The sequence below is a fragment of the Bradyrhizobium sp. AZCC 1719 genome, from assembly GCF_036924525.1.
Classification (GTDB): Bacteria; Pseudomonadota; Alphaproteobacteria; order Rhizobiales; family Xanthobacteraceae; genus Bradyrhizobium.
Window position 1 is genome coordinate 310,114 of sequence record NZ_JAZHRU010000001.1, and the last position, 17,496, is coordinate 327,609.

The following is a 17,496-nucleotide window of genomic DNA, read 5'->3' on the forward strand; positions in this document are numbered from 1 at the left end:
GCTCCCTCGTTCAGTGTGCGGCTACTTCACCGCCAGCAATTCGACGTCGAACATCAGCGTCGCGTTCGGCGGAATGACACCGCCGGCGCCACGCGCGCCGTAACCGAGCGCGGGCGGAATGATAAGCGTGCGCTTGCCGCCGACGTTCATCGACGCGACGCCTTCGTCCCAGCCGGCGATCACCTGGCGCTGGCCGATCTTGAACTCGAACGGCTCGTTACGGTCGACGGAGGAATCGAACTTCTTGCCCTTCTGGCCGTTCTCGTAGAGCCAGCCGGTGTAATGCATGACGCAGGTCTGGCCGGTCTTGGGCGAGGCGCCGGTGCCGACCTTGCTGTCGATGATCTGCAAGCCTGAAGCTGTGGTCATGGGTTTTCCTGCAGTCTGGGCCGATGCCATTCTGATGGCAGCGGGCGTGGAAACCGCGGCTGCCATGGCGGCAAATGCGGTCCGGAAGATCGTGCGTCGCGAGAAGCGCATCTATTGAACCTCTTTCTGGAGAGACGGAGCTTCTAGACGCTCAGTAACCCAGCGCGCAACCGTCCTTGCGGGGATCGGAACCGCCGGTCAGCGTACCCTTGTCCCAGTCGATCCAGATAGCCTGGCCGCCGCCGAGCGGACCGACCACGCTCGTGGTCTTGTGGCCGATCTTCTTCAAGCCCTCGACGATCTCGGCCGGCACGCTGTCCTCGAGCTGGTAGACGCCTTCGTAATGCAGGCCGCGCGGCATATCGATGGCTTCCTGCACATCGCAGCCATAGTCCAGAATGTTGGTCAGCACATGGGTCTGCCCCACCGGCTGATACTGTCCGCCCATCACCCCGAACGGCATCACCGCGCGGCCGTTCTTGGTCGCGAGCGACGGGATGATGGTGTGCAGCGGCCGCTTGCCCGGCGCGATGCAGTTGGGATGGCCGGGCTGGATCCGGAAACCGCCGGCGCGATTCTGCAGGAGGATGCCGGTCTTGTTCGAAGCGATCGCCGAACCGAACGAATGTGCGATCGAGTTGATGAACGAGCAGACGTTGCGGTCCTTGTCGACTACGGTGATGTAGACGGTAGATGGATTCATTGGCGGCGCGACGTTCGGCAGGTCGAGCAGCCGGTCCATCTTGATATTCTTGATGTGCTCCTCGGCGAACTCCTTGGCGAGAATTCCGGCTACATCGACATGAACATGCTGCGGATCGGCGACGTGCTGCTCGCGCATCATGTAGGCGATGCGCGCGGCTTCCGCCTCCAGATGGAAGCGCTCCACGCTGAGCGGCGCGAATTTCGTCAAATCGAAGCGGGAGAGGATGTTCAGCATCACCAGCATGGTGATGCCAGGACCGTTCGGCGGGCACTGCCAGACATCGTGACCCTTGTACATCGTGCCGATCGGCGATGTCGTCTCGGTCGAATGTGCGGCGAAATCTTCCAGCGTGTGCAGGCCGCCGATGCCGCGCAGCGTCTCCACCATATCCGCGGCGATCTCGCCGGTATAAAACGCGTCGCGTCCGTTCTTGGCGATCGCACGCAGGGTCTTTCCCAGTTCGGGCTGGTGGATCACGTCGCCGGCAACCGCGGGCTTGCCGTGCGGCAGCAGATAGCGCTCGGTGTTGGTGCCGTTTTTCAGCTTCTCGAACTGGTTCTTCCAGTCGAAAGCAATACGGGGCGCGACGACATAACCTTCCTCGGCAGCCTTGATCGCGGGCTGCAGAAGCGTGTCGAGTCCCATCTTGCCGTGGTCGCGCAGGATGGTCTCCCAGGCGTCGATCGCGCCGGGAATGCTCACCGCATGCGCCGAGGTCAGCGGCACCGAATGGATCTTGCGTTCGAGATACCATTCGGCCTTGGCCGCCATTGGCGCGCGGCCGGAGCCGTTATAGGCAACTATCTTGCCCTCGCCCTTGGGCTGGATCAGCGCGAAGCAATCGCCCCCGATGCCAGTCGATTGCGGCTCGATGACGCCGAGCAGCGCGCAAGCCGCGACCGCGGCGTCCGCCGCCGTGCCGCCCGCCCGCATCACGTCGATTGCGGCCAATGCGGCCTCCGGATGCGACGTTGCTACCATCGCGTTCTGGGCATGGACCGTCGAGCGGCCGGCGAAATGGAAATTCCTCATCGCGAGTGCTTTCTTTTCAGCGTTTCTTGAGCATCCCGCGGGAGCATCGGGCGGGTTTACAGACGGTTCTTTGGCATATTCATCCCCGGCAGGGCAATGGTTGGCATGCCAATAGGACGTCAGGGGCAATGCGCGGAATATGCAAGGCTTTACGGGGTTTCCCCTGCGCGGCCCGCCTGATAAACGATCGCCATGCCGCTCAAGGTCGCCGCCTTCTATCAATTCGCCGCGCTACCGGACTTCCGGGAGTTGCGCGAGCCGCTGCGCTCGTTTGCTGCAGGCCTTGGGCTGAAGGGCAGCGTGCTGCTGGCGCATGAGGGCATCAACGGCACGGTTGCGGGCGGCGATGCGAGCATCGACGCGTTCGTCGGCGAATTGCAGCACGGCGCCCTATTCGGGGGGCGGCTCGGTAATCTCGAACTCAAATTTTCGACCGCTTCCGAGATGCCGTTTCGGCGGCTGAAGATCCGGCTGAAGAAGGAAATCGTCACGCTCGGAGATATAGCGGTCGATCCGACGCAACAGGTCGGCATCTATGTCGAGCCGTCCGACTGGAACGAATTGATCGCAGCGCCCGACACGCTGGTGATCGATACCCGCAACGCCTTCGAAGTGGCGATGGGGACGTTTGAGGGCGCCGTCGACCCCGGCATCAAGAGCTTTGGGCAGTTCAAGGAATTCGCCGCACAGAAGCTCGATCCGGCGAAGCACAAGAAGATAGCCATGTTCTGCACCGGCGGTATCCGATGCGAGAAGGCCAGCGCCTATCTGCTGGCGCACGGATTTGACGAGGTCTATCATCTCAAGGGCGGCATCCTCCGTTACCTCGAGGGCGTATCGGAGAATGAGAGCCGCTGGCGCGGTGAATGCTTCGTGTTCGACGAACGCGTGGCGCTGGGCCACGGCCTGCGGCAGCGGCGAGGGAACGATGGCGCGCACGAATGACGTCACCGCACTGAGCGAGCGCCTCGACGCACTGGAAATACGGGCGACGTTCCAGGATGAGACGATCGAGGTGCTGAACCACACGATTACCGCACAGTGGCACCAGATCGACGCGTTGACGCGCCAATTGGCTGAACTGAAGGAGCGTCTGCGGGAGGCCGAAAGCAACTTGCCCGGTCCGGCGAACGAGCCGCCGCCGCATTATTGAAGTACAAACAGAAGCGGGCCTCCCTTGGGGAGGCCCTTCGCCACGTGAGACATTCGCGCCATCCTTGCATTAGCGCGATGGCTTCTGATGTTCGTGATCGGCTTTCGACGGCGCCGGTTGCGCAGCGCTCACGGGGTCCGATGCAGGAAACGTGTCGACCAGCCCGGCCTCGAGTTCTTCATGGATTTCCCGGTCGGCCTTCAGCGCTTCGCGGGGATCGTCGGCGTGCTTGTCATGCGCAGCAGGATTGAACTTCTGGGCCATAGGAACCTCCATGAATGAGATAACGGTCCCGTTTTGCGCCGGTTCCACGTTTGCCTTCGCTATCCGTCCTTGGCCTCGAGGGAACCTGCGTGTATCAGAAGCGCATCAGCCGCGCCCGCAGGAATCCACGTTTTGTCTCAGAAATCCGTCGTGAAACCTTTTGTCGAAGTGCTCTCCGGTCGCAGGCAGAAAGTGCCGCCCGTCTGGATGATGCGACAGGCCGGCCGCTATCTGCCGGAGTATCGCGAGCTGCGCGCCAAGGCGGGAAGCTTTCTCGACCTGTGCTTTACGCCGGAATATGCTGCCGAGGTAACGCTGCAGCCGATCCGCCGTTTCAACTTCGATGCTGCGATCATCTTTTCCGACATTCTCGTAATTCCCTACGCGCTCGGCCGCTCCGTGCGCTTCGAGGCCGGCGAAGGTCCGCGGCTCGATCCGCTCGATACTCCGGAGCAAGTGGCGGCGCTCGCGCGTCATGCCGATTTCGGCAAGCTCGAACCGGTCTACGAAGCGCTACGCCGCGTGAAGCGCGAGCTCGCACCTGAGATCGCGCTGATCGGTTTCTGCGGCGCGCCCTGGACGGTCGCAACCTACATGGTTGCAGGACAGGGCACGCCGGACCAGGCGCCGGCGCGGATGATGGCCTATCGTCATCCCGAGGCGTTCGCTGAAATCATCGACGTGCTGGTGGAGAATTCGATCCAGTATCTGCTCGGCCAGCTCAGGGCCGGCGCCGATTGCTTGCAGATCTTCGACACCTGGGCCGGCGTGCTGCCGCCGCGGGAATTTCAGCGCTGGTCGATCGAGCCCGCGAAGCGCATCATTGCCGGCGTACGCGCGCAAGTGCCGGACGCCAAGATCATCGGCTTTCCCCGCGGCGCCGGTGCGCTGCTGCCGGCCTATGTGGAGGCAACGGGCGTGAACGCGGTGAGTATCGACTGGGCAGCCGAACCTTCCATGATCCGCGAGCGCGTGCAGAACCGTGTCGCCGTGCAGGGCAATCTCGATCCGCTGGCGTTGATCGCAGGCGGCGCCGCACTCGACCGCGCCGTCGACGACGTGCTGGCGAACTACGCGCAAGGACGGCTGATCTTCAACCTCGGCCACGGCATCCAGCCGGAAACCCCGATCGCCCATGTCGAGCAGATGCTCAAGCGGGTGCGGGGGTATAGGGGATAGCGAAAGTCGGCCGTCATGCCCCGCGAAGGCGGGGCATCCAGTAACCGCCGCCTTGCGTTAGAATCGAGAGTTCACGGAGTACTGGATCATCCGCCTTCGCGGATGATGACAGCTATGTTTGCCGCTCGTGTTGTCCCCTACCTTGCATCCTCCAAAATCATATCGGAGGCCTTCTCCGCGATCATAATCGTCGGCGCGTTGGTATTGCCCGACATCAGGTCCGGCATGATCGAGGCGTCGACCACGCGAAGGCCCTCGATGCCGCGCACGCGCAAGCGCTGGTCGACGACCGCGAGCGCATCGCTGCCCATGCGGCAAGTCGAGGTCGGGTGATAGACCGTGCTGCCGGTGCGGCGGCAGAAGTCGAGCAATTCGTCGTCGCTCTGCACCTTCGAACCCGGATCGACTTCTGAGACCGCGTAAGCCTTCAGCGCAGGGGCTGCGAGGATCTTGCGCAGGATGCGGATGCCGTCGATGAAAGCGCGGCGATCGGTTTCGGTGGCGAGGTAGTTGATGCGGATTTCCGGCGGTTGGGAAGGATCGGCGCTCCTGATGCGCAGCGAGCCGCGGCTTTCGGGGCGCAATTGGCAGACTGATGCGGTGAAGCCGGAAAGCGCATGCAGCTTCTCGCCCATCTTGTCGGTCGAGAACGGCAGGAAGTGGATCTGAATGTCGGGCGACGCCAGCCGTGGGCTGGTCTTGAAGAAAGCGCCTGACGTGCCGGCGGCGATCGTCAACGGTCCCTTGCGCAAGGCTGCGTACTGAATGCCCGCCATCATCTTGCGGATCGGATTGTTAACGACATCGTTGAGCGTGCACTTTTGCGAACAGCGGGTGATCAGGCGGACCTGCATGTGGTCCTGCAGATCGTTGCCGACGCCGGGCGCGTCGAGCACGATTTCGATGCCATGCTGCTTCAACAGATCCGCCGGTCCGACGCCGGAGAGCTGCAGTAGTTGCGGCGAGTTGTATGCGCCGCTGGAGACCAGAATTTCCTTGCGCGCCCGTGCAGTGCGCACGCGGCCTTCCTGCTTGTACTCGACCGCTTTGGCGCGGCGGCCTTCGAACAGGATGCGCTGTGCCAGCGCGGAAGTCTCGATGTGCAGGTTGGGCCGCTTCCTGGCGGGACGAAGATACGAGAACGCCGTGCTGGCCCGGCGCCCACGCCTTGTCGTGGTCTGGAAGAAGCCTGCGCCCTCCTGGGTCGCGCCATTGAAATCGGGGTTGGTCGGAATGCCGGTCTCGGCCGCAGCGATCACAAAGGCTTCCGACAGGGGATCATGATGCCGCCAGTCGGATACCGGCAGCGGACCGTCGGCGCCGTGATATTTGTCGGCGCCGCGCTGCTGGTTCTCGGCCTTCTTGAAATAGGGCAGCACGTCGTCATAGCCCCACCCGGCATTGCCGCGCTGCCGCCAGCGATCGTAGTCCTCATGCTGGCCGCGCACATAGAGCAGGCCGTTGATGGAACTGGAGCCGCCGAGCACCTTGCCGCGCGGCTGGAACACCTGCCTCCCGTTCAAGCCCGGTTCCGGCTCGGTCTGGTACATCCAGTTGACGGATTTTTCCTTGAACAGTTTGCCGTAGCCGAGCGGCACGTGGATCCAGAGATTGGTGTCCTTCGGCCCGGCCTCCAGCAACAGGACGGAGTACTTGCCGTCGGCCGTCAATCGATTGGCGAGCACGCATCCGGCCGAGCCAGCGCCGACGATGACGTAATCGAATTCGGAAGTGTCATTGTTCTTGTTCATTTGTTTCCCCCGCGGGCGGCCCAAAGAGGTAGCTGGGCCGCCACGGGCGGTCAATTGCCTCGCCGTCGCAAGCAAGGAAAAACGATCTTCAATGCGGCCGGCGCCGGCTAGCTTGCCAGTTTCAAAAAGTCCGGCGGCCGGCGCTCGGCGAACGCGACAAAGGCTTCTCGCGCCTCCATCGTCTTTAAGCGAGCAGCGAACTGCTCGCTCTCGGACTTGATCTGCGCCATCAGGAGTTCCGGATTGCGCATCAGCCGTTTGGTCGTGCTGACGGCGCCTGCCGGCTGTTTCGCCAACCGGGACGCGAAAGCCTTCGCTTCCGCATCGAGCTTGTCGAGCGGCACCACGCGGTTGGCAAGTCCCCAGGCGAATGCGGATTTGGCATCGACCGCCTCACCGAGCGCGAACATCTCGAAGGCGCGGGCATAGCCGATGCGAAGCGGCATGAGCAGGCTGGAGGCGGCTTCCGGCACCAGCGCAAGGTTGACGAACGGCGTCGACAGCAGTGCATTCTCGGCTAACACGACCAGATCGCAATGCAACAGCATGGTGGTGCCGATGCCGACGGCGCGGCCCTGAACGGCTGCGACCAGCGGGCGGCTTGAATGTGCAAGCGCCTGCAGGAAGCGGCCGACATGGCGCTCGCCCTGAAGTGCGCCGGTCGCAATGGCTGCAAACTCGCCGACGTCGTTGCCGGCGGTGAACATGTCGCCCTCCCCGCGGATCAGCAGCACGCGGACGGATGAATCCGTCTCGGCGGCTTCGATCGCGTCCGCAAGCGCGCCGTACATCGCGTTGGTCAATGCGTTTTTCTTGTCGGGGCGAGCCATCGTCAGGCTCAAAATCCCGTCGCTCTTCTCGATCTTGATGTGCTCGGTCATTCGTCTTCTCCTCTGGGAAATCTGCTTTGCATCGTGGAGAGCCAGCGCGCAACGATATCGATCTCGGCGTCGGTGAACCCTTCCGTGAGCCGCGCGTTGACGTCGGCGAGCCCGGCTTTCGACTGCGCCATCGCCGCGCGGCCGCCCGGCGTTAGCCAAAGACGCCACGCGCGACCGTCATCCGGATCGGCCCGTCGTTCGATCAGGTTCGCCGTCGTCATCCGGTCGACCAATCCACTGATACCGGGCGGACCGAGATCGAGTGCCGCCCCCGCTTCGCCCATCAGCACGCCGTCGCGTTGGCCCAGGATGAACAGCAACCCAGACTGCGCGGCGGTGACGCCGCTGTTCTGCGTCCGCGCCGCCATCCAGCGCTGCAGCCGGCGTTGCGCGACGTTGAGCAGGAACACGAGCCGGTGCTCGCGACGCCCACTCATATCGATGAGGTCAATTTATTTCGCATGCGAACTATCTAAGGCAAGTGCAGGAGGCTGTCACGATGATTTTGATCCGGCTCATCGCGAGATATTCGGGGCTCGTCGGCTTGAAGCGAACTGGCGAGGATGAAAATCAAGCATAGACAGCGGCTTAGCCGAAAAATCGATTTTCGATTGACGATCCCACCTACTCTCGCCAAGCTGCCCGCCATGAACAGTATCGGATTGAGTTTTGGCGAGCGCCCTGCCGACGAACGGCCGCGAAGCCTGACCTCCGCCGTTCAGGAACGGCTGCGCGCGGATATTCTCTCGACCCGGCTGCTACCCGGCCAGAAGCTGCATATCGCCGGTCTCGCCAAACAGTTTTCGGTCAGCCTCGCCGCCGTGCGCGAAGCACTGTCGCGGCTGGTCGCGGACGGGTTGGTGCAGGCCTCCGACCAGCGCGGCTTTCGTGTCAGCCCGGTATCGCCCGCCGACCTCAGGGACGTGACGCAGACCCGCGTCGATATCGAAGGGCTGGCGTTGCGCCGTTCGATCGAGCGTGGCGATGCGGCATGGCTTGCCTCGGTGGAGAAATCTTTCGCGGCACTCTGCGCCGTGCCCTACACCTACCCCGACGATCCGACCCATCACTATGAGGAATGGGTGGTGCGGCACAGAGTCTTCCACCGCACGCTGGTGAACGCCTGCGGCTCGCAATGGTTGTTGGGCTTCCGCGACGTCCTGCACGAGCAGAGCGAACGCTATCGAAGGCTTGCGATCCGGCGCAACAGCGAAGAATCCCGCAATGTCGAGGCCGAACACGCGGCAATCGTGCATGCCGTGCTCAAGCGCGATGCCGATGCCGCGGTCGCGGCGCTCTCGAAGCATTTCATGACGACCATGCACCTCGTCGAGCTCGCTACGCCGAAAACGTTCGGAGGTGGCGACACCGCCTGATCGACCGTTCGAAGAACAAATCAAATCAAGAAAAAGCAAAGGGAAACGTCACCATGAGAATAACGCGACGCCATATATTGGGAACGATTGCGGCCGCCACCGTGCTTGGCGCATCAGACATGGCGCAAGCTGCCGATACCGTCCGCATCGGACTTCCGACGAAAACCTACTGGCCGACGACGATCGCGGAAACCGCGGTACGCCAAAAACTGTTCGAGAAGGAAGGCATCGCGGCCGAACTCACGATCTATCGCGGCGGCGCCGAGACCTTCGAGGCGATGGCGGCGGGCGCCGCCGACGTCATTCTCGACGCCACTTCGCTGGTATCGGCCGGACGCAAGAAGGGCGTGAACTCCAAAGTGCTCGCGAGCGCCGCAACGGGCTACTACGGCTGGCAGTTGATGACGCTTTCGAAATCGACGCTTGGGGTGAAGGATCTGAGCGGCAAGAAGGTCGCCATCACCTCCGCCGGCTCCGGCTCCGACCTGCTGGCGTTGTGGACCCAGCAGGACAAGAAGATCGAATTCACCCGCGTACCCGTCGGCGGCGGCGGCCTGGTGCCGAACCTGCTCGCCGGTAATGTCGATGCGGCCGTCGTCTATTCGCCGCTGAGCTTCCAGATCTCAAAATCAGGGGAAGCGCGCACCATCCTTGACTTCTCCAAGGAAGTGCCGCCGAACCTCGCCGCCGGGTGGATCGCGCTCGACAAATACGTGCAGGACAAACCGCAGCTCGTACAGAAGACGCTGAACGCGCTCTATGGCGCACTGATGTACATGCGCGCCAACAAGGACGCTTCCGTCAAGCTGATTACCGAACTCTATGAAATTCCCGCCGAGATCGCGGCGCTGGAATATGAGAACACCATCATGAAGCTGGAAACCGACGGCAGCATGGACGGGCCGAAAATTCCGGAACAGCTCCAGCTCGCGCTCGACATGGCCAAGGCGGGCGGCATGAAGGATCTCGGGCCCGCGTCAGAAATTATCTCGACGCAGTTCAAGCCGGTTCCGACCAAGTTCTGAGACACGCGCGATGCAAGGCGGGTTAGCGGTAAAGGCGGCGCGGGTTGCCATTGTGGTGGCGCTGTTTGCGATATGGGAAATCCTGTCGCGAACCGGCATCGTCAATCCGCGCCTGCTTCCCTCCGCCTCCGATACGCTGTCAACGCTCGGCGAGCTCTTGCAGCGCGCGAGCGTGCGCAAGGATCTCGCGGTCACCGCAACCGAGGTGGTGACCGCCTTCGCCCTCGCCGTTCCCGTCGGCGCGCTGATCGGTTTCCTGATCGCGGAGAACCGCTATTTTGCCGAGGTGGCAAAGCCGCTGCTGTTCTTCGCCTTCAGCATTCCGAAGTCGATCTTCCTGCCGATGTTCATCCTGGTGTTCGGCGTCGGCTTTTCGCAGAAGGTGGGCTTCGGCTTCTTCTCGACGATCTTCATCGTGATCATGTCGACCACGACGGCGGTGGAGTCGGTCAAGGTCGAGCATTTGACGGTCGCCCGCTCCTATGGCGCGACACCTGTTCAGACCGCGTTCCGCGTCTACCTGCCGAGCATGCTTCCCGTCCTGCTGGAAGCGCTGCGGATCTCGATGATCTTCAACCTCACCGGCGTCATTCTCGCCGAAATGTACGCCTCACGCGACGGGATCGGGCACCAGATTGCGACCTGGGGCGAGAACTTCCAGATGAAGCAATTGCTGGCCGGCGTGGTGATGATCGCCGCCATCGCGATTGCCTTCAATGAACTGGTCAGATGGGTGGAAACACGATGCAGCCATTGGCGAACATAACCCCGCTGAAGCCGGCCGGCGCGATCGAAGTCCGCAATGTCGGGCAGATCTTCAAGACCACGACGCAAGACGTTGTCGCGCTGGAAGACGTTTCGCTCGACGTCAAGCCTGGCCGCTTCGTGGTGCTGGTCGGCCCGAGCGGTTGCGGCAAGTCGACGCTTCTGATGATGATGGCCGGCCTGCTCCAGCAGACCTCCGGCACCATCACCATCAGCGGCGCGCCGATCCCCGAGCCCGATCCGAACCGGGTCGGCGTGGTGTTTCAGGAAGCCAGCCTGTTTCCCTGGCTGACGGCAGAAGAAAATGTCGAGTTTCCGCTGGCGCTGCGCGGCGTCACCAAGAGCGATCGACGCGCCAGAGCGCAGGACGCCTTGAAACTTGTGGGCCTCGAAGGCTTCGGCAAGCGCCATCCGCATGAGCTGTCGGGCGGCATGAAACAGCGCGTCTCGATCGCGCGCGGCCTGGTGCAGGATCCGCCAGTGCTGCTGATGGACGAACCGTTCGCGGCGCTCGACGAACAGACCCGCATGACCATGGGCGACGAGTTGCTGCGCATCTGGGCGGCGACCGGCAAGACGGTGGTATTCGTTACCCATAGCCTGACGGAGGCGGTCTATCTCGCCGACGAGGTGATCGTGATGTCGCCGCGCCCCGGCCGCATCGTCGATCATCTGCAGGTCTCGCTGCCCCGCCCGCGCACCTATGAGATGCTGAGCGGCGACGCGTTCGGCAGCCTGCGCGACCGCATCTGGCGGCACATCCGCAAATCGGCGTGAGGTAGGCATGAGCGCGGCAACACTTCGCAGACTGATCGTGATCGGGCTCATTGCGCTGTGGGAAATCCTGCCGCGTGCCGGCTTCATTCCGGAACTGTTTCTGCCGTCGCTGTCCTCCACGCTCGCCGCCGGATGGAACGAGGCGGGCGAATACGGCCACGCCCTTGCCGTCACGCTCTACGAGGTCGCGATCTCGATGGCGTTCGCCTGCGGCGGCGGCATCCTGCTCGGCGCCATTGTCGGCAGCCTGCCGCGGCCCCGCATCCTGATCATGCCGATGGTCTCGAGCCTCTATGCGGTGCCGCTGGTCATCCTCTATCCCGTCTTCACGGTCTGGCTCGGCATTGGCTCGGAATCCAAGATCGCATTCGCTTCGATCTATGGTTTTCTGCCGACGATGCTGGCGACTGCCGCAGGCATCCAGACCATCGATCCGCAGTTGCTGCTGGCCGCCCGCAGCATGGGCGCCACGCTGAGCCAGCGGCTGGTTCGCGTCATCATTCCGGCAGCGATCCCGACCGTGCTGTCGGGATTGCGCGTCGGTGGCGCGCTCGTGATCGTCGGTGTGGTGGTGTCGGAAATGCTGATCTCGTCCGCGGGCATCGGTTATCTGATCTCGCGCTACCGCACCATTCTCGATAGCCCCCACGTTTTCGCCGGCGTACTGCTGGTACTGGCGATGGCGATCGCCTTCAACGCCGCCATCAAATGGATCGAGCGCAAGGCCGCGATCTGGCAGACCGGTACACGCGCCGGGCAAGACTCCGCGGGCGAAGTCGCGCCGACTGCCCTGCAGCCTGCGACCTGACGGAGTGTGAGCGTGTTCGACCTGACGCTGACATTCGACAACGGCCCCGAGCCCGGCGTCACGCCGCGCGTACTCGATACCTTACGCGAACGCGGCATCAAGACGACGTTCTTTGTGATCGGCGAAAAGCTCGGCGATGGCGAGCGTCGCCGGCTGGCCGCACGCGCGCATGATGAAGGCCACTGGATCGGCAATCACACCTTTACGCACTCCGTGCCGCTCGGGCAGCAACGCGATCCGGAAGCGGCACAAAACGAGATCGGCCGGACGCAGGACGCGATCGGCAACCTCGCCCATGCAGAGCGCTGGTTCAGGCCGTTCGGCGGCGGCGGCAATCTCGATCAGCGGCTCTTGAAGCCCTCCATCGTCGACTACCTCGTTCGCAACAGGCATAGCTGCGTACTCTGGAATGCGATCCCGCGCGACTGGGACGATCCCGATGGCTGGGTCGACCGAGCCCTCGACCTGTGCCGCTCGCAGCCGTGGAGCCTGATGGTGCTGCACGATCTGCCTGGCGGCGCCATGGATCACCTTGAGCGCTTTCTCGACCGAGCAGAGGAAGCCGGCGCGCGCTTCCGCCAGGACTTTCCGCCCGACTGCGTCCCGATCCGATCGGGCAAGATCGTGCTGCCCATCCAGCCCTACGTTTCCAACATCGAAGAGAGTGTCACAACATGAGGATCGCGAGTTTCAAGGCCGGTCAAACGGCAACCTACGGCCTGGTCACGAACGCAGGCATTATCGACGCCGGAAAACGGCTCAAGGCTTATCCGACCCTGAAGTCGCTGCTCGCCAACGGATTGCTCGACGAATTGAAAGCGCTGCAGGGTGAGCGTCCCGATTACGCATTGGCCGAAATCGAGCTGCTGCCGACCGTGCCCGACCCGGACAAGATCTTCTGCATCGGCGTCAACTACGCCACACACCTTGCCGAAAGCGGCCATCCCACGCCGCCGCATCCGATGATCTTCACGCGTTTCGCCAACAGCCAGGTCGGTGGCGGCCAGCCAATGATCCGGCCGCTGGAGTCCGAGCGTTTCGACTTTGAGGGCGAGATGGCCGTGATCATCGGCAAGGCCGGCCGCCGGATTTCGCGGGAAGAGGCGCTCGCGCATGTTGCGGGCTATGCGTGCTACAATGACGGCAGCATCCGCGACTGGCAGCGCCACACCTCGCAATTCGCACCGGGCAAGAATTTTGTCGGCACCGGCGCATTCGGACCGTGGATGGTCACGACGGACGAAATCCCCGATATCAGCAAGCAGACCATTGCGACCCGCCTCAACGGCGCCGAAGTGCAGGCCGCGCCGATCTCGGACCTCGTGTTCGATGTCCCTGCCCTGATCGCCTACTGCTCGACTTTCACCGAACTGGTTCCGGGCGACGTCATCGTTACCGGCACGACCGGCGGCGTCGGCGCCTATCGCACGCCGCCGCTGTGGATGAAGGATGGCGACGTGGTCGAGGTCGAGGTGTCCGGCATCGGCATCTTGCGCAATCCGGTCAAGGATGAGGTCGCGGCTGCGGCGACGCGCGCGGCTTGAAACGAGAGACATAATAACAAGAGCACGGAGACAATAATGAACCTGCCGAAACATCTGCTGCCGACCACCGTCGTCGGCAGCTACCCGCAGCCGGAATGGCTGGTCGATCGCGCGATGTTGTCAAAGGTGGTGCCGCGCACCCGCCTGCACGCGATGTGGCGGCTGCCTGCGGAGCACCTGGAAGAAGCGCAGGACGACGCCACCATCGTTGCGATCAGGGACATGGAGCGCGCCGGCATCGACATTGTGACCGACGGCGAAATCCGCCGCGAGAGCTATTCCAATCGCTTCGCCACCGCGCTTGACGGCATCGATGACGAAAATCCGGCGATGATCACCTCGCGCAGCGGACACGAAACGCCGGTGCCGCGTGTGGTCGGTCCGGTAAAACGCCGCGGCCCGGTCGAGCTGCACGACATGGAATTTCTGCGCCAGAATACCGATCGCGCGGCCAAGATCACCCTGCCCGGACCGTTCACGATGAGCCAGCAGGCGAAGAACGAGTACTACAAGGACGATGAAGAGCTCGCGATGGCATTTGCCGAAGCCGTCAACGGCGAAGCGCTCGATTTGCAGAACGCCGGCGCTGACGTGATCCAGCTCGACGAGCCCTGGGTGCGCAACAACCCGGACCTTGCCCGCCGCTACGCCGTCAAGGCGATCAACCGCGCCCTGCAAGGCATCACCGTGCCGACCGTGGTGCATCTGTGCTTCGGCTATGCCGCGGTCGTCCCCGGCTCGACCAAGCCGGCCGGCTACTCCTTCCTTGCTGAACTTGCCGACACCAGTGCCGAGCAGATTTCGATCGAGGCGGCGCAGCCGAAGCTCGATCTCGGCGTGCTCAAGGATTTATCGTCGAAGAAGATCATGCTTGGCGTGCTCGACCTCGGCAATCCCGAGATCGAATCTGCCGATGTGGTGGCCGGCCGCATCCGCAACGGCCTCAAGCACGTCGACGCCGACCGGCTGGTCATCGCGCCCGACTGCGGCATGAAGTACATGCCGCGCCATGTCGCGTTTGGGAAACTGAAGGCGATGTGCGAGGCGGCAGCGACGGTGCGCAAGGAGATCAGCTAGGTTCGGGCACCCGATCGATCAGGCCGACAAAATTGCTCGGAACGGTTGCCTATCTACTTTGCATGGGGTTGTTTTCGAGATTTGTGTATGGGCCTGCGGTGCGCTGGGTCCCCGAGCGGCGAGATCGTCAACCTATATCGAACTACCTTTCAGCCACGCCGCGCCGCGCGCATATAAAGCCTCGACTTCGGGCCCTTTCAGGCCCGGCATGTCGCGCTTCACCGTGTAGCCGATGCGGGTCTGCAGATAGGCGAGATGGCGGTAGCCCGGCGGGAATTGCTCGAGGAGAGCCTTGTCCAGCACCGGCGCCGTACCCGGCGTGACGGGGTCCATGCGATCCTTCTCATAGATCGGCTGGCGCAGCACGATGCCCCAGCGTCCATCCCGCTTTTCGAGAAAATCGTAGAATCTCCCGGTGCAGAGCACATCGCACAGCACGCCTTCGACCTCGTCGCGCTGCGAGATCGTCATCTTGGTCTGCGCGACCGCGCGATTTCCCGCTAAATCGACCGAGATGCCGCCGAGGAAATGCAGGATGCTGACGCCCTTGGCCCAGGCCTGCTTGCTGATTTCGATGAACTCGTCGCCGGTGCCCTGCGTCCAGGTCGCCATCATGCGGCCGTCCGGATGCCAGACCGTGCGGAAACGCTCCCAGTCGCCGGCATCGCGCCAGATCGCCCAGTTCTGCAGCAATTCCCGGATCAGGCGATTGTCTTCAATCTCGGCGTCACTTGCGGGCATGCGGGCGTTTCCCTTGGGACATATCTTCTCGAGCGTCCATGAGACATACCCGCCGTGGGCATCCACTGACAAGCCGGGTAAACAAAGGCGTTGGCTGGCGGCTCGGCGCCTTCACAACAGCTTCGCGCGGACGAACAGCGCACGCAAAGCGTTGGTCGCCTGTACGGTCAGCATCGCATTATCAGCGGCGCCCTGCAGTGCTTGCACGGCCTCGGCATGCAGCGCGCGGAATTCGATCCATTCGATCGATGAGAGATTGGTGATGAAGCGATAGGCCTGGCCGACGGTGGCGATCGACACCGTCTTGCCGTTCAAGTTGATCTTGAAGACCGCCCGCAGCGGGGTGTCGGAATCGGCGGCATCGCCCGCAACTGCGGTCATGACGGAGATGGCGAACGCCGCGACGCGGTGAGGCCTTCGCGCAGACTCGGCACGACAACGAGCCGCTTGACCTCGCCGTTCCGGTAGGCCTGCAGGAACCTGTCGTAGTCCTTGATCGAGACGCAGCCGTTAGAATCACCGTTGGGCCCGAGCAGGTAGCTGTGCACGAGCAGGCCCGTTCGCCCGTGCATTTCGTTTTCGCCAATCGGGGTCATGCGCAGCGCCGCGACACCGTGAAACAGTTTCTCGCGCGGCTTCAAATCGTAAACGTTCGGCGGGGTCGCGCCGACCATGCGCTGGTCGACATGTGCCGGATTGTCCATCAGGCTGCCCAGGCCTGAGTGTGCCTCGAGCTTGGTGCCGCCCGGCAGGTAAACGGCGCGGGCCGAAATGTCATAGACGGCGGTCTGACTGTCATAGCCTAGCGCCGCCAGATCCTTGCGCTCGCTGAGCAGCCCATCCCCCGGCGTCAACGAGGCTAGCGAGAAGCGCATCGGCACCAGATCGGCAAGCTTCTCGAACATGGTGCGGTTGTCGGACGAGACCGGCTGCGGATCGCTTCTCGCCGACTGAAGGTTGGCCAGGACCGGCCGGGACCTCGGGAGCGGGATGGCCGCTTCGACTGTCGGAGCCGGCGGCGGAGGCTGCACGTTCTCCTCACGCGGCTGCTCCTCGCGCGATTGCCCGCCCAACAGGATTTCGATGTAGGCGAACTCCGCATCGAAGTCCGCGCGCTGCGGGCGGGCGGCGGCACGCCAGGGATAGTTGATGGTCAGCGAACGCCGCACCGAGGCGGGGCCGAAGCGCTCGTCGAATGAGGATGTGCTGGCGACATTCGCGGATGCGGGCTTGACCAAGCCGACCACGTCGAAATCGGTCACCCAGGCGGCCAACCCCAATGCCATGGCGAGCGCCGCCGTGCCGAATGCCATCTCACGGAGCAATCGGCTACCGCGGCTTGACGCAAGCCCGGCTGCGCTGGTCTTGGCTCTATCCATTCGTCCCCGGATCGGCGCTTCGGAATCGAATGATTCCTAAGGGATTCACCGAATAAGTCCCACCATAATGCAAACCAAAGTAAGGCATAATCGAGACAGGCGCTCACGGCTATCATGACCGGCCGAATTCACAGGTTCAAGCCTTGTATTGGTAAACGGGCCGGGGTTTTCGACCGGCGGAGCCGCGGCTCAAGGCCGGAGAATTGGATTGGTATTCGGTGCCGGCGCCTCTTCCATCTCGGCGTGCTCTGGCAGCTTGTCGCCATGTACGGCCAGCGCCGGTCCGATCCAGATCGGATCGACCAGATGGTCCCGCCGCGGATTGGTCGTATTCGGATGGACCAGGACGCTCAATTTGCCATGGTTGAGCATCAGCCAAGGGACCAGCTCAGAAAATACCTCGCGGGCAAAGGCGACCTGGTACATGGCCTGATCGTGCGGGCCGACCTTGACGTCGTGCCACCGTCCGAGCGTGACCGAGAAGCGCTCGCCGATCCACGTACGCAGTTGCTCGGCCTCGGCCCGCGTGGTCGCCGGATCGTAGTAGATGTGGGCGTGATAGCTGGCGATTTCGCCTAGTGGTCGCGGACCGCTCGAACCGGGCTCACTCGTCATCCCTGTGCTCCACGCTATCGTTGGACCGGCTGATGATCGCTGCAACCGGGGGCG

21 protein-coding genes are annotated in these 17,496 nt (G+C 63.0%); 11 read left to right on the top strand and 10 right to left on the bottom strand.

The window, feature by feature from the left end:
- Positions 1 to 21 precede the first annotated feature (21 nt).
- Positions 22 to 435, bottom strand: a complete 414-nt coding sequence (locus tag V1292_RS01510) for an FKBP-type peptidyl-prolyl cis-trans isomerase (protein ID WP_334376909.1) — start codon at positions 433 to 435, stop codon at positions 22 to 24.
- Between the two features lie 85 nt (positions 436 to 520).
- On the bottom strand, positions 521 to 2,107 hold the full coding sequence (ggt, locus tag V1292_RS01515) for a gamma-glutamyltransferase (protein WP_334369994.1): 1,587 nt from the start codon (positions 2,105 to 2,107) through the stop codon (positions 521 to 523).
- 192 nt (positions 2,108 to 2,299) lie between these two features.
- On the opposite strand from ggt, the gene trhO reads away from it, so the two are divergent.
- Positions 2,300 to 3,052, top strand: coding sequence for an oxygen-dependent tRNA uridine(34) hydroxylase TrhO (trhO, locus tag V1292_RS01520; protein WP_334369995.1), 753 nt, complete (start codon positions 2,300 to 2,302; stop codon positions 3,050 to 3,052).
- Positions 3,036 to 3,260: a SlyX family protein gene (locus V1292_RS01525; RefSeq protein WP_334369996.1), complete on the top strand. Its 225-nt coding sequence runs from the start codon at positions 3,036 to 3,038 to the stop codon at positions 3,258 to 3,260. The genes trhO and V1292_RS01525 overlap by 17 nt, the downstream gene beginning before the upstream one ends.
- Before the next feature lie 69 nt (positions 3,261 to 3,329).
- On the opposite strand, the gene V1292_RS01530 is transcribed toward V1292_RS01525, so the two are convergent.
- A complete protein-coding gene (locus V1292_RS01530) occupies positions 3,330 to 3,524 on the bottom strand; it encodes a hypothetical protein (RefSeq protein ID WP_334369997.1) in 195 nt (64 codons plus the stop codon).
- Positions 3,525 to 3,656: 132 nt separating this feature from the next.
- On the opposite strand from V1292_RS01530, the gene hemE reads away from it, so the two are divergent.
- Positions 3,657 to 4,703, top strand: a complete 1,047-nt coding sequence (gene hemE / locus V1292_RS01535) for a uroporphyrinogen decarboxylase (protein WP_334369998.1) — start codon at positions 3,657 to 3,659, stop codon at positions 4,701 to 4,703.
- A 137-nt stretch (positions 4,704 to 4,840) separates the two neighbouring features.
- On the opposite strand, the gene V1292_RS01540 is transcribed toward hemE, so the two are convergent.
- The 3 genes from V1292_RS01540 to V1292_RS01550 form a co-directional block, all read right to left on the bottom strand.
- Entirely contained in the window at positions 4,841 to 6,454 is a 1,614-nt protein-coding gene (locus tag V1292_RS01540) for a GMC family oxidoreductase (RefSeq protein ID WP_334369999.1), read from the bottom strand.
- 107 nt (positions 6,455 to 6,561) lie between these two features.
- Positions 6,562 to 7,335 (bottom strand): enoyl-CoA hydratase, encoded by a 774-nt coding sequence (locus V1292_RS01545; protein ID WP_334370000.1) that lies wholly within the window; start codon positions 7,333 to 7,335, stop codon positions 6,562 to 6,564.
- On the bottom strand, positions 7,332 to 7,772 hold the full coding sequence (locus V1292_RS01550; RefSeq protein WP_334370001.1) for a MarR family winged helix-turn-helix transcriptional regulator: 441 nt from the start codon (positions 7,770 to 7,772) through the stop codon (positions 7,332 to 7,334). The genes V1292_RS01545 and V1292_RS01550 overlap by 4 nt, the downstream gene beginning before the upstream one ends.
- 174 nt (positions 7,773 to 7,946) lie before the next feature.
- Between V1292_RS01550 and V1292_RS01555 the strand changes: the two genes are divergently transcribed.
- The 8 genes from V1292_RS01555 to V1292_RS01590 are packed head-to-tail and all read left to right on the top strand — an operon-like array spanning position 7,947 to position 14,707.
- On the top strand, positions 7,947 to 8,711 hold the full coding sequence (locus V1292_RS01555; protein ID WP_334370002.1) for a GntR family transcriptional regulator: 765 nt from the start codon (positions 7,947 to 7,949) through the stop codon (positions 8,709 to 8,711).
- Positions 8,712 to 8,764: 53 nt separating this feature from the next.
- Complete coding sequence (locus tag V1292_RS01560) at positions 8,765 to 9,736, top strand: ABC transporter substrate-binding protein (RefSeq protein ID WP_334370003.1); 972 nt, start codon at positions 8,765 to 8,767, stop codon at positions 9,734 to 9,736.
- A 10-nt stretch (positions 9,737 to 9,746) separates the two neighbouring features.
- Positions 9,747 to 10,502: an ABC transporter permease gene (locus V1292_RS01565; RefSeq protein ID WP_334370004.1), complete on the top strand. Its 756-nt coding sequence runs from the start codon at positions 9,747 to 9,749 to the stop codon at positions 10,500 to 10,502.
- Positions 10,481 to 11,278, top strand: a complete 798-nt coding sequence (locus V1292_RS01570; protein ID WP_334370005.1) for an ABC transporter ATP-binding protein — start codon at positions 10,481 to 10,483, stop codon at positions 11,276 to 11,278. Before V1292_RS01565 ends, V1292_RS01570 begins: the two co-directional genes overlap by 22 nt.
- 7 nt (positions 11,279 to 11,285) lie before the next feature.
- Positions 11,286 to 12,086 carry an ABC transporter permease gene (locus V1292_RS01575; RefSeq protein WP_247513737.1) on the top strand — a complete coding sequence of 267 codons (801 nt, stop codon included), beginning with the start codon at positions 11,286 to 11,288 and terminating at the stop codon, positions 12,084 to 12,086.
- A 12-nt stretch (positions 12,087 to 12,098) separates the two neighbouring features.
- Positions 12,099 to 12,764, top strand: coding sequence for a polysaccharide deacetylase family protein (locus V1292_RS01580; RefSeq protein ID WP_334370006.1), 666 nt, complete (start codon positions 12,099 to 12,101; stop codon positions 12,762 to 12,764).
- Positions 12,761 to 13,630 (top strand): fumarylacetoacetate hydrolase family protein, encoded by an 870-nt coding sequence (locus V1292_RS01585; protein WP_334370007.1) that lies wholly within the window; start codon positions 12,761 to 12,763, stop codon positions 13,628 to 13,630. The genes V1292_RS01580 and V1292_RS01585 overlap by 4 nt, the downstream gene beginning before the upstream one ends.
- A gap of 36 nt (positions 13,631 to 13,666) precedes the next feature.
- Positions 13,667 to 14,707: a 5-methyltetrahydropteroyltriglutamate--homocysteine methyltransferase gene (locus V1292_RS01590; RefSeq protein ID WP_334370008.1), complete on the top strand. Its 1,041-nt coding sequence runs from the start codon at positions 13,667 to 13,669 to the stop codon at positions 14,705 to 14,707.
- Between the two features lie 132 nt (positions 14,708 to 14,839).
- Here V1292_RS01590 and V1292_RS01595 read toward each other — a convergent pair whose 3' ends face one another.
- The 4 genes from V1292_RS01595 to V1292_RS01610 all read right to left on the bottom strand — a co-directional run bounded on the left by V1292_RS01595 (position 14,840) and on the right by V1292_RS01610 (position 17,442).
- Positions 14,840 to 15,448, bottom strand: coding sequence for a nuclear transport factor 2 family protein (locus V1292_RS01595; RefSeq protein WP_334370009.1), 609 nt, complete (start codon positions 15,446 to 15,448; stop codon positions 14,840 to 14,842).
- A 111-nt stretch (positions 15,449 to 15,559) separates the two neighbouring features.
- Positions 15,560 to 15,829 (bottom strand): hypothetical protein, encoded by a 270-nt coding sequence (locus tag V1292_RS01600; protein WP_334370010.1) that lies wholly within the window; start codon positions 15,827 to 15,829, stop codon positions 15,560 to 15,562.
- On the bottom strand, positions 15,826 to 16,827 hold the full coding sequence (locus V1292_RS01605) for a DUF2778 domain-containing protein (RefSeq protein WP_334370011.1): 1,002 nt from the start codon (positions 16,825 to 16,827) through the stop codon (positions 15,826 to 15,828). The genes V1292_RS01600 and V1292_RS01605 overlap by 4 nt, the downstream gene beginning before the upstream one ends.
- A gap of 189 nt (positions 16,828 to 17,016) precedes the next feature.
- The gene (locus tag V1292_RS01610) at positions 17,017 to 17,442 is read right to left on the bottom strand and encodes a DOPA 4,5-dioxygenase family protein (protein WP_334370012.1); all 426 of its coding nucleotides are present in this window, start codon (positions 17,440 to 17,442) and stop codon (positions 17,017 to 17,019) included.
- Between the last annotated feature and the right edge of the window lie 54 nt (positions 17,443 to 17,496).

What these genes read in the sequence shown, in the direction of transcription:
- V1292_RS01510 (WP_334376909.1), bottom strand. Translation starts at nt 435, where the DNA reads ATGGCAGCCGCGGTTTCCACGCCCGCTGCCATCAGAATGGCATCGGCC.
- ggt (WP_334369994.1), bottom strand. Translation starts at nt 2,107, where the DNA reads ATGAGGAATTTCCATTTCGCCGGCCGCTCGACGGTCCATGCCCAGAAC.
- trhO (WP_334369995.1), top strand. Translation starts at nt 2,300, where the DNA reads ATGCCGCTCAAGGTCGCCGCCTTCTATCAATTCGCCGCGCTACCGGAC.
- V1292_RS01525 (WP_334369996.1), top strand. Translation starts at nt 3,036, where the DNA reads ATGGCGCGCACGAATGACGTCACCGCACTGAGCGAGCGCCTCGACGCA.
- V1292_RS01530 (WP_334369997.1), bottom strand. Translation starts at nt 3,524, where the DNA reads ATGGCCCAGAAGTTCAATCCTGCTGCGCATGACAAGCACGCCGACGAT.
- V1292_RS01540 (WP_334369999.1), bottom strand. Translation starts at nt 6,454, where the DNA reads ATGAACAAGAACAATGACACTTCCGAATTCGATTACGTCATCGTCGGC.
- V1292_RS01545 (WP_334370000.1), bottom strand. Translation starts at nt 7,335, where the DNA reads ATGACCGAGCACATCAAGATCGAGAAGAGCGACGGGATTTTGAGCCTG.
- V1292_RS01550 (WP_334370001.1), bottom strand. Translation starts at nt 7,772, where the DNA reads ATGAGTGGGCGTCGCGAGCACCGGCTCGTGTTCCTGCTCAACGTCGCG.
- V1292_RS01560 (WP_334370003.1), top strand. Translation starts at nt 8,765, where the DNA reads ATGAGAATAACGCGACGCCATATATTGGGAACGATTGCGGCCGCCACC.
- V1292_RS01565 (WP_334370004.1), top strand. Translation starts at nt 9,747, where the DNA reads ATGCAAGGCGGGTTAGCGGTAAAGGCGGCGCGGGTTGCCATTGTGGTG.
- V1292_RS01570 (WP_334370005.1), top strand. Translation starts at nt 10,481, where the DNA reads ATGCAGCCATTGGCGAACATAACCCCGCTGAAGCCGGCCGGCGCGATC.
- V1292_RS01575 (WP_247513737.1), top strand. Translation starts at nt 11,286, where the DNA reads ATGAGCGCGGCAACACTTCGCAGACTGATCGTGATCGGGCTCATTGCG.
- V1292_RS01585 (WP_334370007.1), top strand. Translation starts at nt 12,761, where the DNA reads ATGAGGATCGCGAGTTTCAAGGCCGGTCAAACGGCAACCTACGGCCTG.
- V1292_RS01590 (WP_334370008.1), top strand. Translation starts at nt 13,667, where the DNA reads ATGAACCTGCCGAAACATCTGCTGCCGACCACCGTCGTCGGCAGCTAC.
- V1292_RS01595 (WP_334370009.1), bottom strand. Translation starts at nt 15,448, where the DNA reads ATGCCCGCAAGTGACGCCGAGATTGAAGACAATCGCCTGATCCGGGAA.
- V1292_RS01600 (WP_334370010.1), bottom strand. Translation starts at nt 15,829, where the DNA reads ATGACCGCAGTTGCGGGCGATGCCGCCGATTCCGACACCCCGCTGCGG.
- V1292_RS01605 (WP_334370011.1), bottom strand. Translation starts at nt 16,827, where the DNA reads ATGGATAGAGCCAAGACCAGCGCAGCCGGGCTTGCGTCAAGCCGCGGT.
- V1292_RS01610 (WP_334370012.1), bottom strand. Translation starts at nt 17,442, where the DNA reads ATGACGAGTGAGCCCGGTTCGAGCGGTCCGCGACCACTAGGCGAAATC.